The organism is Burkholderia sp. BE12 (assembly GCF_002959955.1).
Classification (GTDB): Bacteria; Pseudomonadota; Gammaproteobacteria; order Burkholderiales; family Burkholderiaceae; genus Burkholderia.
The window spans coordinates 14900-27327 of the sequence record NZ_PREY01000026.1 but is presented as its reverse complement, the minus strand read 5'-3'; the positions used below and the strand labels follow the sequence as shown (position 1 = coordinate 27327).

Annotated in this window: 13 protein-coding genes and 1 pseudogene; 10 read left to right on the top strand and 4 right to left on the bottom strand. The window is 66.2% G+C overall.

Annotation, left to right across the window (positions count from 1 at the left end; all coding sequences use genetic code 11):
- The first annotated feature begins 92 nt into the window (after positions 1 to 92).
- From C4B30_RS25410 to C4B30_RS25370, 9 genes and pseudogenes are all read left to right on the top strand, one after another.
- The gene (locus tag C4B30_RS25410) at positions 93 to 419 is read left to right on the top strand and encodes a response regulator transcription factor (protein ID WP_230469151.1); all 327 of its coding nucleotides are present in this window, start codon (positions 93 to 95) and stop codon (positions 417 to 419) included.
- A 107-nt stretch (positions 420 to 526) separates the two neighbouring features.
- Positions 527 to 1381, top strand: coding sequence for an alpha/beta fold hydrolase (locus C4B30_RS25405; protein WP_027785903.1), 855 nt, complete (start codon positions 527 to 529; stop codon positions 1379 to 1381).
- Between the two features lie 98 nt (positions 1382 to 1479).
- On the top strand, positions 1480 to 2199 hold the full coding sequence (locus tag C4B30_RS25400; protein ID WP_027785902.1) for a hypothetical protein: 720 nt from the start codon (positions 1480 to 1482) through the stop codon (positions 2197 to 2199).
- A gap of 10 nt (positions 2200 to 2209) precedes the next feature.
- Positions 2210 to 3256: an alcohol dehydrogenase gene (locus C4B30_RS25395; RefSeq protein ID WP_027785901.1), complete on the top strand. Its 1047-nt coding sequence runs from the start codon at positions 2210 to 2212 to the stop codon at positions 3254 to 3256.
- The gene (locus C4B30_RS25390; RefSeq protein WP_027785900.1) at positions 3253 to 3972 is read left to right on the top strand and encodes a hypothetical protein; all 720 of its coding nucleotides are present in this window, start codon (positions 3253 to 3255) and stop codon (positions 3970 to 3972) included. Before C4B30_RS25395 ends, C4B30_RS25390 begins: the two co-directional genes overlap by 4 nt.
- Positions 3973 to 4016: 44 nt before the next feature.
- Positions 4017 to 4871, top strand: a complete 855-nt coding sequence (locus tag C4B30_RS25385; protein WP_027785899.1) for an alpha/beta fold hydrolase — start codon at positions 4017 to 4019, stop codon at positions 4869 to 4871.
- A 66-nt stretch (positions 4872 to 4937) separates the two neighbouring features.
- Positions 4938 to 5242 (top strand): annotated as a pseudogene (locus C4B30_RS25380) (zinc-binding dehydrogenase); the annotation flags it as partial.
- On the top strand, positions 5239 to 6060 hold the full coding sequence (locus C4B30_RS25375; protein ID WP_089502420.1) for an alpha/beta fold hydrolase: 822 nt from the start codon (positions 5239 to 5241) through the stop codon (positions 6058 to 6060). The pseudogene C4B30_RS25380 and the gene C4B30_RS25375, both read left to right, overlap by 4 nt.
- 59 nt (positions 6061 to 6119) lie before the next feature.
- On the top strand, positions 6120 to 7484 hold the full coding sequence (locus tag C4B30_RS25370) for an FAD-dependent oxidoreductase (protein WP_027785896.1): 1365 nt from the start codon (positions 6120 to 6122) through the stop codon (positions 7482 to 7484).
- Between the two features lie 131 nt (positions 7485 to 7615).
- Here the strand turns inward: C4B30_RS25370 and C4B30_RS25365 are convergent, their stop codons facing one another.
- Both C4B30_RS25365 and C4B30_RS25360 read right to left on the bottom strand, forming a co-directional pair.
- On the bottom strand, positions 7616 to 8347 hold the full coding sequence (locus C4B30_RS25365; protein WP_027785895.1) for a LytR/AlgR family response regulator transcription factor: 732 nt from the start codon (positions 8345 to 8347) through the stop codon (positions 7616 to 7618).
- 1 nt (position 8348) lies between these two features.
- On the bottom strand, positions 8349 to 9422 hold the full coding sequence (locus C4B30_RS25360; protein ID WP_034185496.1) for a sensor histidine kinase: 1074 nt from the start codon (positions 9420 to 9422) through the stop codon (positions 8349 to 8351).
- 229 nt (positions 9423 to 9651) lie between these two features.
- On the opposite strand from C4B30_RS25360, the gene C4B30_RS25355 reads away from it, so the two are divergent.
- Positions 9652 to 10185, top strand: coding sequence for a hypothetical protein (locus C4B30_RS25355; protein ID WP_027785893.1), 534 nt, complete (start codon positions 9652 to 9654; stop codon positions 10183 to 10185).
- Positions 10186 to 10376: 191 nt separating this feature from the next.
- On the opposite strand, the gene C4B30_RS25350 is transcribed toward C4B30_RS25355, so the two are convergent.
- Positions 10377 to 11639, bottom strand: a complete 1263-nt coding sequence (locus C4B30_RS25350; RefSeq protein ID WP_027785892.1) for a hypothetical protein — start codon at positions 11637 to 11639, stop codon at positions 10377 to 10379.
- Between the two features lie 3 nt (positions 11640 to 11642).
- Positions 11643 to 12428, bottom strand: a complete 786-nt coding sequence (locus tag C4B30_RS25345; protein WP_027785891.1) for an outer membrane lipoprotein-sorting protein — start codon at positions 12426 to 12428, stop codon at positions 11643 to 11645.

Here is a 12428-nt window from a genome sequence, read left to right as displayed (position 1 = left end):
TGTTGCGTTCCCGGCGCCGCCGGCGAGCGTGGCATCACGCGAGACACGCTGTGCACGACAAGACGGTTTGCATCATCGACGATGAAATGGCGATGAGACAGTCGCTGGAATCGCTCGTGCGCTCGATGGGTGTCCGCGTGAGGCTGTACGCATCGGCCGAAGCGTTTCTCGAGCACGACGGGAGCGCGCCGTCCCACTGCATCGTGTGCGATATCCAGATGTCCGGCATGTCGGGCATCGAGTTGCTGGCCGTACTGCGCGCAGGGTGTTGCGACGTGCCGATCGTCTTCGTGACCGCGCACCCGAGCGCGCGCCGCATGCTCGAAGCGAGACGGCTCGGTGCATTGTGCGTGCTCGAGAAGCCGTTCGATCCGCGGGAACTCGTGCAGTGGGTGATGCGGGCGCTCACCGGATGCTGACGGCGCGGCATGGAGGCATACGCGTACGACAACGTCGCGTTTGGGACGCGTCATCGCGATTGCGCGTTTCCACCACAAGGTTTCGTTTTCAAACGACGGGAGAAGTTATGGCAAACGATACACCGAGCCTCGGCGCGAGAACGCAGTTCGTCGACGTCGACGGGCGACGCCTCGCGTACCGCACCTTCGGCAGCGGAACGCCGATCGTGCTGTGCGTGCGCTTTCGCGGAACCATGGACACGTGGGATCCGCTGTTCCTCGACAGCCTCGTCGAACAGGGGTTCCAGGTCACGATTTTCGACTACAGCGGGCTCGGGCAATCGACCGGCGAGCGCACTTACCACCCCGCGTCGCTCGCGAAGGACGCGATCGACCTGATCGTCGGTCTGAAGCTGGAGAACGTCGTCATCGGCGGATGGTCGGTCGGCGGAATGGCCGCTCAGATCGTGCTCGCGAAGGCGCCGCAGCTCGTCACGCATGCGGTTCTGATCGCGACCACGCCGCCGGGTCGACTGGTCAAGCCCGGCGAGCAGCTGTTCTACACGATGGCAAAGCGCGAAAACGACTTCGACGATTTCGTCACGCTGTTTTTCGAGCCGACCTCGCCCGCGAGCCGCGCGGCGGCCGAGCAGGCCGCGGCGCGGCTCGCGCAACGCACGGTCGATCAGAGCCCGGCCGTGCCGGTCGAATGGGCGGGGCAGCAGGTCGGCGACGGCCCGCGAAACCCGGCGTTCCCGGTCGACGCCGTGCTCGACGCGCTGAGGTCGACGTCGATACCGGTTCTTCATGTCGGCGGCGATCACGACATCGTGTTTCCGGTGGAGAACTGGTATGCGCTCAACGGTCAGCTTCCGACGCTGCATCTCGTGACGCTGCCGCGCACCGGGCACGGGCCGCAACTCGAGTATCCGGTGGTTTGCGCCAAACATATCGCGGCGTTCGTCGGCGCAGACGCCGGCTGATCGCACACGCGAAAGAGAAGGGGCGCGGCAGCACGCCGCCGATCGAACCCTGCTCTGAAGAATTGAAGAAGATATTGTCGAATTGATCAGGATTACAAATGGAAGATCTGGTTGAGTTTGCGATTCGCGCGGCAGGCGGCATGGAGCGCTTCATGAGCTTTCGCAGCGTATCCGCGCAGTTGCACCACACGGGCGTGATCTGGTCGCTGAAGCAGCGCGACGGCGTGCTGACCGATTCGCGCGTGACGGTGCAGTTGCACGAGCAACAGGTGTCGCACGCGCCGTTCGCGCCGACGACGGATCACTCGATCTATACGCCTTCACGTGTCGAGATCCGGCGGCCGGACGACAGCGTGGTCGATGCGCTCGACGCGCCTCGCGCATCGTTCGACGGCTACGAAATGGACACCCCGTGGTCGAATGCGCAGCTGGCCTACTTTGCCGGCTACACGATGTGGACGTATCTGACCTCGCCGTTTCTGCTGCGGCACAGCGGCGTGAAGAGCCGGGAAATCGAGCCGTGGGTCGTCGACGGATTGCCATGGCGGCGCTTGCGCGTCGAGTTTCCGGCGGAGATCGCGACGCACAGCGCGGTGCAGACGTTCTACTTCGACGCCGACGGACTGCTGCGCCGGCACGACTACGAGGTCGACATTCAGGGGCGCAACGCAGCGGCCCGATATCTCGGCGATTACGTCGAGGTGCAGGGCATCCGCATGCCGACGCGTTTTCGCATTTATCCGCGTACCGCGGAGAACCTGGCTCTGCCGGCGCCGCTGATCGTCGGCGTCGATCTGTCGAACTTCCGTTTCGAATAACGAGGACAACATGACACATTCAGCGACCTACCGCGCGGCGGTAGTCAAGGCGCCGGGGCAACTGGAACTGGTCGACCGGCCGATTCCCGAGCCGGCATTCGGGCAGGTCCGCATCCGCGTGGAAGCCTGCGGCGTATGCCACTCCGACAGCGCGACCGTCGAACGCCAGGCACCGGACGGCGCACCGCCGCGCGTGCCGGGCCACGAGGTCGTCGGGCGCATCGATGCGGTGGCCGATGGCGTCGAAGGCTGGCACGTCGGCCAGCGCGTCGGCGTCGGCTTCCTGGCTGGCGAAGACCGTACGTGTTCATCGTGCCGGCACGGCGATGTCGTGAACTGCGAGAACCCCGTGATCACCGGGATGACGACCGACGGCGGTTACGCGGAGATCATGCTGGCCGAAGCGCGCGGCCTCGTCCGTGTGCCTGACGATCTCGACGCGGCGGAAGCGGCGCCGCTGCTCTGTGCGGGGCTCACGACGTTCAATGCGCTGCGCAATGCCGACGCGCGGCCGGGCGACGTGGTGGCGATCCACGGCCTGGGCGGCCTCGGTCATCTTGCCGTGCAGTTCGCGAACAGGATGGGGTTCTACACCGTCGCGATCGCGCGCGGCGCCGACAAGGCCGCGCTTGCCGCGCAGCTCGGCGCGCATCGCTATATCGATGCTCGCACCGAGGACGTCGCCGCCGCGCTGCGTGCAATCGGCGGTGCGAAAGTCGTGCTCGGTACGGCGCCGACCGGTTCCGGGATGGCGGAAACCGTCGCGGGGCTGTCCGCGCGCGGCAAGCTGATCGTCGTCGCCGTGCCGGGCGAGCCGATCGCGGTGAATGCGGTCGACCTCGTGTTCGGCGGCCGTTCCGTCGTCGGCGCGCTGACCGGCACCGTGGCGGACAACGAAGAGACGCTCGCGTTCGCACGGCTGCAGAACGTGCGGCCGATGATCGAGACGTTTCCGCTCGAGCAGGCGCAGGCGGCATACGACCGCATGATGCGCGCCGACGTCCGGTTCCGCGCGGTACTGACGATGAATTCCACACCCACAGGAGTTACCGCATGAACGCAATCGCTCAATCCGTCATCGATGCCCACGGTGGGCTCGACCAGTGGCGCAAGTTTCGGCAGGTTCGCGCACGCCTCGTTCAGGGCGGCGCCCTGTGGGGCCTCAAAGGTCACGCCGGCGTGATGGACGACACGACCGTCACCGTCGCGACGGATCGTCAATGGGCGTCGCATGCGCCGGTCGGTGAATTGGCCGCGCGCAGCGAATTCACGGGCAAGCGCATCGCACTGCTCGATTCGTCCGGGCGGGTGCTGGCGGAGCGCGAGCAGCCGCGCCGGTCGTTCGACGGACATACGCTGGAAACGGGCTGGGACGCGCTGCAGCTCGCATTCTTTGCCGGATGCGCGATGTGGACGTATCTGAACGCACCGTTCGTGCTTGCGTGGGACGGCGTGAGCTGTGAAGAGGACGGCATCTGGAACGAGCAGGGCGAACCGTGGCGCAGGATTCGCGTCCACTACCCGGATACGCTCGAGGTGTTCAGCAAGACGCAGACGATCTACGTCGGGCCCGATGGCCTGATTCGCCGTCTCGACTACGACGTCGAAATCGCCGGCAACACGCCCGGCGCGCATTACGTCAGCGACTACACGACCGTGTCCGGCATCCGTTTCCCGACGAAGCGCCGCATTTATCCGCGAACGCCGGACGGGCACGCGCTACCGGAACCGCTCGTCGTATCGATCGACCTGCACGACATCGCGCTCGGCTGAGAGCGAACCGCGGCGCGCGGCGCGCGCCCACCGAGGATCCAACCATGACCGAAATCGCATCATCCATTGCTCCGACTCGCTACGTCGACGCATCCGGCGTGCGCTATGCGTATCGCCGTTTCGGCAACGAAGGTGGCGGGCGGCCGCTGCTCTGCCTGCAGCACTTCACCGGCACGCTCGACAACTGGGATCCCGCGATCGTCGATGCGCTCGCGCGGGATCGCGAAATCATCCTGTTCGAGAATGCCGGCGTCGGCCGTTCCGGCGGAGAGGTGCCTACCTCGATTGCGCAAATGGCGGAGCACGTGCTGCACTTCGTCGATGCGCTTTCGATCGGCAGGCTGCACATCCTGGGATTTTCCCTCGGCGGCTTTCTCGCACAGGACATCGCGATCGCGCGGCCCGAACTGGTCGAGCGGATGATCCTGTCCGGCACCGCGCCCGAAGGCGGCGAGGGCGCCGGGATGGACCGCCCGGAGCTGCTCGCGATCTATACGGACGGCGGGATGCCGATGAGCGACAAGCTCAAGCGCCTGTTTTTCCCGGCGACGCCGGTCGGCCAGGCAGCGGCGGCCGCGTTCGTCGATCGCCTCGACGCGCGCACCGCCGAGCGCGATTTGCCGGCCGGGCCGCAAGTCGCATCCGCGCAACTGCAGGCGATGATCGGGTGGGCCAACTGGAGCGGCGACGTGGCCGGCAAGTTGAGCGGGATCAAGCAGCCCGTTCTGGTCACCAACGGCGACGACGACCACATGATTCCGACCGCCAACAGTTTCGTGCTCGCAAAAGGCTTGCCCGATGCGACGTTGATCGTCTACCCGAATTCCGGTCACGGGGCGCTCTTCCAGTACGCGCCGGCGTATGTGTCGCACGTGCGGGAATTCCTGCGAGGCGCTTGAGCGCCTCGTGCACCCTGTCAAGGAGCCGAAGATGAAAGCCGTTGTTTATGCCAGGGCCGGCGTACCGATCCCGACACGCTCGATGCGATGCCGCTGAAGCGCAAATCCATTTCGCTCCATTGGAATTCATGTTCACGCGTTCGATGTCCCGGACGCAGGACAGGGACCGTCAGCATGCGCTGCTCGCGCGCGTGGCCGCGCTGATCGACGACGATGTACTCAAGGGCACCGCCGGCGAGCATTTCGGCAAGAGCGATGCGGCGAACGTGCGGCGCGCGCGCGCACTGACAGAAGCAGGGCGCGCGAAGGGCAAGATCGTGCTCGAAGGATTCCGAGCGTATCTCGACATCACTCCATTTGAACCAACATGACGACCATCACCACCCAAGACGGCACGCAGATTTTCTACAAGGACTGGGGCACCGGCCGCCCGGTCGTTTTCTCGCACGGCTGGCCGCTGAACGCCGATGCATGGGACGCGCAGATGCTGTTTCTCGTGCAGCACGGCTACCGCGTGATCGCACACGACCGGCGCGGCCACGGCCGCTCGGGGCAACCGTTCGCCGGCAACGACATGGACACGTATGCCGACGACCTTGCGTCGCTACTCGATGCACTCGACGTGCGCGACGCGACGCTGGTCGGCCATTCGACGGGCGGGGGCGAAGTCGCGCGCTACATCGGCCGTCACGGGACGAAGCGCGTCGCGAAAGCCGTTCTGATCGGCGCCGTGCCGCCGATCATGCTGAAAACCGACGCTTATCCGGGCGGTTTGCCGCGCGACGTGTTCGACGGAATCCGCAGCGGCGTGGCTGCGAACCGTTCGCAATTCTATCGCGATCTCGCGGTGCCGTTCTTCGGTTTCAACCGGCCGGACGCGAAAGTGTCGGCGGGCACCGTCGATGCGTTCTGGGCACAGGGCATGACGGGCGGCATCCATGGGCAGTACCAGTGCATTCGCGAATTCTCGGAAGTCGACTACACGGAGGATCTGAAGAAGATCGACGTGCCCACGCTGATCCTGCACGGCGACGACGACCAGATCGTGCCGATCGACAATACAGGCCGGCTGTCAGCGCGGATCGTGAAACATGCGACGTTGAAGGTCTACGAAGGCGCATCGCACGGCATGTGCGTCGTCGATGCCGATCGCGTCAATGCGGACCTGCTCGCGTTCCTGCAGTCGTGACGCGGGAACGCGCACGATTCGTATGCGCTGGGGATAACAAATGAAATCTGGAGAGCAGAATGGCAAACGTCAAACGGGTTGAATACCTGTTTCTGGGCGGCGGCAAGGGTGGAAAATCACTCGCGATGGACATGGCCCGGCAAGGCAAGCGCGTTGCGGTGATCGAGCGGGGGATGATCGGCGGGTCGTGCATCAATGTCGCGTGCATCCCGAGCAAGGCATTGATTCACCATGCGCGGGCGATGCACGCATGGCGGGAAGCGGCGCAACGGGCGGATGTCACCGCGGATATGGCCGCCGTTTCCTCGTACGTTGCGTCGGTCGTGGACGGGATGGTCGACGTCAATCGCCGCGCATTCGCGCAGTCGGGGCTCGAACTGGTGATCGGGACCGGACGGTTCGTCGCGCCGCGAGCCATCGCCGTACGCGCGGCCGACGGGACCGAAACGATCTACGAGGGCGAGAACGTCTACATCAACACCGGCACGGTCGCGTCGGTCCCGGACGTGCCGGGCCTGAGGGACGCGCAGCCGCTCACACACGTGGAGGCGTTGCGCCTCGCGACGCTTCCGGCGCACCTCGTCGTCATCGGCGGCGGCTATATCGGGCTCGAGATGGCGCAGGCATTTCGGCGGCTCGGCAGCGCTGTCACCCTCGTCAGCGATACGCCGCGCGTGGCGATGCGCGAAGACGACGATGTCAGTACGGTCATCCAGCAGGCGCTGACCGACGACGGCATCCGGCTCGAACTGGCTGCAAAACTCGTCGACGTGCGCGGGAAAAGCGGCGAGCGTGTCACGGCGAGGCTGGCCGACGGCCGCGTCGTCGAAGGCTCGCACCTGCTGGTCGCAACCGGGCGCACGCCGCAGACTACCGGCATCGGACTCGATCTTGCCGGCGTTGAGACGAACGAGCGAGGGTTCATCAAGGTCGACCATCAACTCGCGACGACCGCGGAACGTACGTGGGCGATCGGCGAAGTCGCGGGCACGCCGATGTTCACGCATGCATCGTTCGACGACTACCGCGTGCTGAAAGCCGGTATCGAAGGCCGACCGGCAAGCACCGCGGAGCGCATCATCCCTTATGCGCTGTTCATCGATCCGGAGCTCGGTCGAATCGGGCTGAACGAAACCGATGCGACTTCGCGAAACATCGATTTCCAGGTCGCGAAGCTTCCGATGGCGTCCGTACCGCGGGCACGCACCGACGGCAACACGCGGGGCTTCATGAAGGCACTCGTGGACCCGGGCACCGGTGCGATTCTGGGGTTCACGATGATCGGCACGGGCGCCGGAGACGTAACGACCGCCGTCCAGATGGCGATGCTCGGCGGGTTGCCGTATACGGCGGTGCGCGACGCGATCATCGGCCACCCGATCGTTTCGGAAGGACTGAACCTGCTGTTCGCGACGTTGCGTTGAGTGTGACGCTGCGGGGAGAAGGGGCCACCGTGCGGTGGCCCGCCGAAAGCGCGCCGGATGCTGCGTCGCGCATGCCGGATCAGCACAGCGCGGGATTGCGCAGGCGGTGGATGTGACTTTGCATAATTCGATCACATCTGCTTGAAGAGACCCGCACAAGCACGGCTAACCGGCAAAACGTCTCCACTTCCGCGCAAATGGATGCGCTGGCGACCAAGCAGGTCGCGTTCGATATGGTCGATCGCTGCATAGGCGACGATCACGCCGCGATGCACCTGCGCGAAACGCGCGCTATCGAGCCGCGGGAGCATTTCCTTGAGGGGAGTGCGGATGATGTGCCGGTCGCTCGCGGTCACGACCTCCGTGTATTTGTCCGCGGCCTGGAAATACAGCACCTCGTCCACCGAGACGAGCCGGGTCGTGTCCCGGAGGCCAACGGTCAGCCACCGGATGGGCGCGGTATCCCGCTGCTCCTGCGTGCTTGCCAGCAGCGCGGTGTCGGTCGGTGCGGGGCCGCCGCGCTGCAGTTTCACGATGCAGCGGAGCAGGCGGTCGTCGGTCACGGGTTTCAGCAGATAGTCGATCGCCGACTGGTCGAACGCCTGAACCGCGTACTCGTCGTAGGACGTCACGAATACAACGTGTACGTGCGGCACGAGACTCGCGATCTTCAGCCCGTCGATACCAGGCATCCGGATGTCGAGGAATGCGAAATCGGGGCGCTTTGCATTCAGCTCGGCGAGCGCGTCGACGCCGTTGCGCGGCATCCCGACGATCTCGAGTTCGGGCCACAGCGTACCGAGGCGCGCGGCGAGTTCGGCGGACAGGTTCGGTTCATCGTCGGCGATCAGGGCTGTCGGCATATCAGGCGATAGGGATCTGCAAGGTTGCGGTCACGCCCTGCATGGCGTCGGCATTCGTGCCGACCGACACGCGGCCGCGCTCGCCATAAAGGCTGATCATCCGGGCGCGGACGTTCGCGAGTCCCACGCCGCCGTGCAGCTTCGTGTTGCCGTTACCGAGCCCCACGCCGGTGTCGCTCACGCTCAGGACGAGGAGGTCGCCGTCGCGCGTCCCGCGAATGCACACTTCACCGCCGTCGACCGACGGCTCGATGCCGTGCAGCAATGCATTCTCGACGAGGGGCTGCAGCAGGAGGGGTGACAGAGGCAGAACCCGCAGTGCATCCGGCACGGCGATCGTATAACGCAGGCGATCCTGGCCGAGCCGGATCGTCGCGATCTTCAGCAGCGCCTCGACCAGTTCCAGTTCTTCCCCCAGGGTGGCGGTGGCCTTGCGCGTGCGCCCAAGGCTCGCGCGCAAATAGCGGTTCAGGCTGTCGAGCATCGTCGTGGCGCGGGCCGGATCGCGCTCGATCAGGCTCTGCACGTTGGCCAACGTATTGAACAGGAAATGCGGTTCGATCTGGGCCTGCAGCAGGGCGAGCCGCGCGGCCGTTTCGGCTTGCCGCGCCTCGGCGGCCTCGCGCCGCTGCGTCTCGAGCGACGTGCGCATGCGTGCGGCCTGTACGAACACCGAGACGAATGCGCAGGCGGCGCCGGCGACGATGAACGAGGAGCCGTACGCCAGCCAGACCTTGACGCCCGCATGTCCGATCAGGTGCGGGACGTGCCCGACCGTGGAGGCCGCGACCTCGAAACCGATGAATACGCTCGCCGGTGCGACGATCAGAATCTTCGGCACCAGCGCGAGTTTGCCGCGCACGAGCCTGTCGATCGCGATGCCGAGCAGCGTCGCGCTGAAACCGATGCCGTTCGCAACGACCAGGTAGGGCAGTAGCGCCTCGTTGCGCCGCGTCGCCCAGAAGATCAGTCCGACCGCCGAATTGAAACAGAAAAGACCCAGCAGCGAGCGGCCTCGATGCGCGGGGCCGACGTAGGGTTCGGACGACAGGAATGCGAGCAGCTTGCTTGACATGGCAGCGAGCGGGGGCGGATTGCGGAGATGTTAGCGCAATTCGCGACGGCGTAGCTATCGGCGGTCGGCCGGGACGCGCGTGCGGCGGCCCGCGCGGACGTTCGCCCGACCTGAGGGCAGTTCGTCGGTCGATTTCCACCGTTCATCGCAAAGCGCGGCGCGCGGTCCGGCCGGTCGCTATAGTCGCCGACATGTCCGCTGGTTGCGGCGCTCCCGGATAGGTACCCCCATGCCACATTTCCCTGCCTACGTTTATTTCTTGTTCTGCGTGCTCGTCTATATCGGCGTGAAGCGCTGCTTCGTGCGCGAAGTCCGGCCCGTCCGTCCGATCCTTTTTCCGGTCGTGTTCGTCGGTCTCGGCCTGTCCAGCCTCGACCACCTGTTTCCAGGGGCGGGCGCCGATACCTACGCGGCGGGCTTCGCGATGCTCGGGTTCGGCACGGCGGGCGGATGGTTCCACGCGAGCCGCTGGCGCCTGCAGTTCAGGACTGGTCCGGAAGGCATGCTCGTGCGCCTGCCGGGCGACGCGAGCCTGCTGGTCACGCTGCTCCTGACGTTCGTTGCCGAAACGTTCATTCATTACGCGATCGCGACCTCGCGGCCGTGGGCGGCGACCGGCGCCTTCGCGTCCCTGTCGTTCGCGGTCTGGGGCGGGCTCGTCGGCATGCCGCTCGGACGTGCGATCAACGTGGTGACGCGCTGCATCCGTCACGCAAACGGCGCGGCGGCGGACGGCGGCGGGTCTACGCTCGAGTCGCGCTGAGCGCGGCGGGGGCGGCGAGAGCGGACGGCGCGGTTCGTCGCGATTTCCGGCGGGCCGAGTGTTGTTCATGCCGTCCTTTCCCGAATGATAGAGGCCCGTCCGACGTCACACCATTTTCCGCGCCCGCCGCATCGCGCCGGGCGCGTCTGGCATGATGCGTGCCGGCGGCTACGCTTGCCCCGTTTCCCTGTTCAAAAGAAGAACGTCGCGATCGCCTGCACGATCTGGCTTTGCGCCTGTGCGCCGTAGACGCTGTGCGCCGAGCCGTGGTTGCTCTGCCATTGCACGGCGAAGTCGGTGCGGGGCCAGTGGTAGCGCGCTTCGAGCCACGTGAAGTAGCTATGGTCGTCGAGGTTGTAGCGCGCCATCGCGGTCAGCCCCAGATGCTGGACGAAGGCGTCCGGCATCGATGCGTAGACGAACAGCGAGCGCCGCGTCATCAGCTCCTGCGCGATGCTCGCCGTGTCGCGATAGCGCCAGTATCGCGACGGATCGCTTTGCAGCGCCCGCCACGCGGCGGCGCTCGCGCTGGCGCCGTCGTAGTCGTACTCGAGCGTCAGCGACAGTTTGTTCGCGAAGGTGTGGGTAACGCCCGTCGCGAGCTTCGAGGCCCAGGACGACTCGGCCTGCGAGAAATCGGCGACCGCGCTGCCGCGACCGATTGCGTATTCGAGGAACCCGACCGTTGCATCGTCGATCAGCGTGGTGGCGTTCACCCCCAGCTGCGGCGCAATGCCTTCGCCGCCATACAGCAGCCACTGCGGCGAGAAGTTGCCGAACAGCCGCTGCGACCCGCTCAGCATGTAGCGGGTGCGCGCGTTCGTCGCGCCGAGATCGGGATTGAAGGTTGCATCGTTCGGATGCGTGTCGAGCCGCGGCGACACCAGGGCGGTCATGGAGCCGCCGCTCCACAGCAGTTGCCCGCGCGCCATCACGCTGCCGAGCCGGTTCTCGCGCAGGCTCTCGGGATCGATCGACACGACCGAGCGCAGCGCGCCGGCCTTGAAGAAATCCGTGGGATTGAAGCCCGACGCAACCCCTTCGCGCAGGTTCACGCGGCCGACGTCGACGATCGCGTTCGGGCCCGCCTGCCAGCTCACGTAGGCCTGCTTGAGCGTGTCGACCGCGTTGTACTGCGACGTGCCCGCACGCCATCCCGCATCGAAGCGATTCGAAACGATCGCCCGCCAGTTGCCGGCCGTGCCGTCGTACGACAGCGTGTTCGATATACGCGCGTTGTCGTTGAGCACCACGGGCGCGGTCTGGCTTGCCGCCGTGTAGTTCGCCGCGGCGGCCTCGAACGTGCCGCGCCAGTTGCTCGGCATCACGGGCGCCGCCGTCGCCGTGTCGGCGAGCCGCAGCGCGTCGCCGTCCGCGTCGTCGGCCGCGAGCGCGGCCTGCGCGGCTGCGAGGCCCGCCGCGCAGACCAGCACCGCGACCCGGGATCGCGCCATCGTCTAGTCGGCCTTGAAGCGGGACAGGTACGCGCGCTGCAGCCATGCGTCAGGAATGTCGCGCCACGCGTAATCGGAGTAGCGCATCACCGTGACCCAGCCGGGATCGAGCCCGTCGATGATGACGGTTTCCGTCGGCCGCGCCGCGCCCAGCTGATCCTGGTAGTGCCGGTAGTACGCGATTTTCAGCACGCTGCCGCTCGCCGCGAAGAAGCGTGCCTTGACCGGCCGCTTCGTATCGCTCGCGATCCACAGATCGATCGCGTGGTACGTGACGTCCGGCGCGCGCGCCGTCAGGCGCAGCCGGTAGCAATGCCGAGTCTGGTGCTCGCCGTCCGCCACGTTTTCCTCGCCCGCGAGCGACGCATCGTAGTCGTTTGCCCAGTTGACGGTCACGACGTCGCCGTTCGCGGCCTGGCCGAGCAGGCGCTGCTGCGGCGAGATCCGTACGCTGGCCTGGCTCGACGGATCGTAGAACCACAGGTCGTTGCCGTTCTTCAGCATCAGCTTGTTCGCGTCGCGGGCCGGGGCGACGAACTGCACCAGCGTGCGGAACTGGCTGGTTGCCGGGTCCGCCTTCGAGTAGATCTTCAGCACCTCGGCGTCCGTCTGCTGTCCGTTGCGAAATTCGAGCAGCGTCGTCGTCAGGCCGAACGGTTTGTCGGGGTTGCGCACCGCGTCGCTTTGCGCGAGCAGCTGTTGCGCCGACGGATCCGCCGCCGCCGCTGCGGTGGCGGCGATCGCGAGCAGCATCGCGGCGGCGCGCACGATCCGGATGGGGAATCTCAT

Coding starts and splice junctions, on each gene's coding strand:
- C4B30_RS25410 (WP_230469151.1), top strand. CDS start 93: ATGAGACAGTCGCTGGAATCGCTCGTGCGCTCGATGGGTGTCCGCGTG.
- C4B30_RS25405 (WP_027785903.1), top strand. CDS start 527: ATGGCAAACGATACACCGAGCCTCGGCGCGAGAACGCAGTTCGTCGAC.
- C4B30_RS25400 (WP_027785902.1), top strand. CDS start 1,480: ATGGAAGATCTGGTTGAGTTTGCGATTCGCGCGGCAGGCGGCATGGAG.
- C4B30_RS25395 (WP_027785901.1), top strand. CDS start 2,210: ATGACACATTCAGCGACCTACCGCGCGGCGGTAGTCAAGGCGCCGGGG.
- C4B30_RS25390 (WP_027785900.1), top strand. CDS start 3,253: ATGAACGCAATCGCTCAATCCGTCATCGATGCCCACGGTGGGCTCGAC.
- C4B30_RS25385 (WP_027785899.1), top strand. CDS start 4,017: ATGACCGAAATCGCATCATCCATTGCTCCGACTCGCTACGTCGACGCA.
- C4B30_RS25375 (WP_089502420.1), top strand. CDS start 5,239: ATGACGACCATCACCACCCAAGACGGCACGCAGATTTTCTACAAGGAC.
- C4B30_RS25370 (WP_027785896.1), top strand. CDS start 6,120: ATGGCAAACGTCAAACGGGTTGAATACCTGTTTCTGGGCGGCGGCAAG.
- C4B30_RS25365 (WP_027785895.1), bottom strand. CDS start 8,347: ATGCCGACAGCCCTGATCGCCGACGATGAACCGAACCTGTCCGCCGAA.
- C4B30_RS25360 (WP_034185496.1), bottom strand. CDS start 9,422: ATGTCAAGCAAGCTGCTCGCATTCCTGTCGTCCGAACCCTACGTCGGC.
- C4B30_RS25355 (WP_027785893.1), top strand. CDS start 9,652: ATGCCACATTTCCCTGCCTACGTTTATTTCTTGTTCTGCGTGCTCGTC.
- C4B30_RS25350 (WP_027785892.1), bottom strand. CDS start 11,639: ATGGCGCGATCCCGGGTCGCGGTGCTGGTCTGCGCGGCGGGCCTCGCA.
- C4B30_RS25345 (WP_027785891.1), bottom strand. CDS start 12,428: ATGAGATTCCCCATCCGGATCGTGCGCGCCGCCGCGATGCTGCTCGCG.